This is a genomic window from Paraburkholderia sp. SIMBA_027, from assembly GCF_046535315.1.
Classification (GTDB): Bacteria; Pseudomonadota; Gammaproteobacteria; order Burkholderiales; family Burkholderiaceae; genus Paraburkholderia; species Paraburkholderia tropica.
Map to the genome: position 1 here is coordinate 1 of NZ_JAWRWY010000743.1, position 266 is coordinate 266.

Annotated in this window: 1 pseudogene; it reads left to right on the forward strand. The window is 62.0% G+C overall.

The features are described 5' to 3' along the window. A pseudogene (locus tag SB764_RS41030) lies at window positions 1-178 on the forward strand (transcriptional regulator); the annotation flags it as partial. Between the last annotated feature and the right edge of the window lie 88 nt (window positions 179-266).

Genomic DNA, 266 nt, shown 5'->3' on the forward strand with positions numbered 1-266 from the left:
TTCAGGGATCGCCGTGCCGCTACGGCTGCGCACCGCCGCAGGCACGCTATCGCTGATTTCGACCACCACCGTGTTCGGCACGCCTGTCGATGTCACGCTCTCGGAACTGGCAATCGAATCCTTCTTCCCCGCCGACGAGGAAACGGCTGCAATCTTGCGAAAGCTGGCGAACGGCTAGAACAGCGCCAGCAACAGCGCCCCACCCGCAATCATCTCCACACCGAGCCAGTTCACCAATCCAAGCTTCTCGCCGAGGAAGACGACGC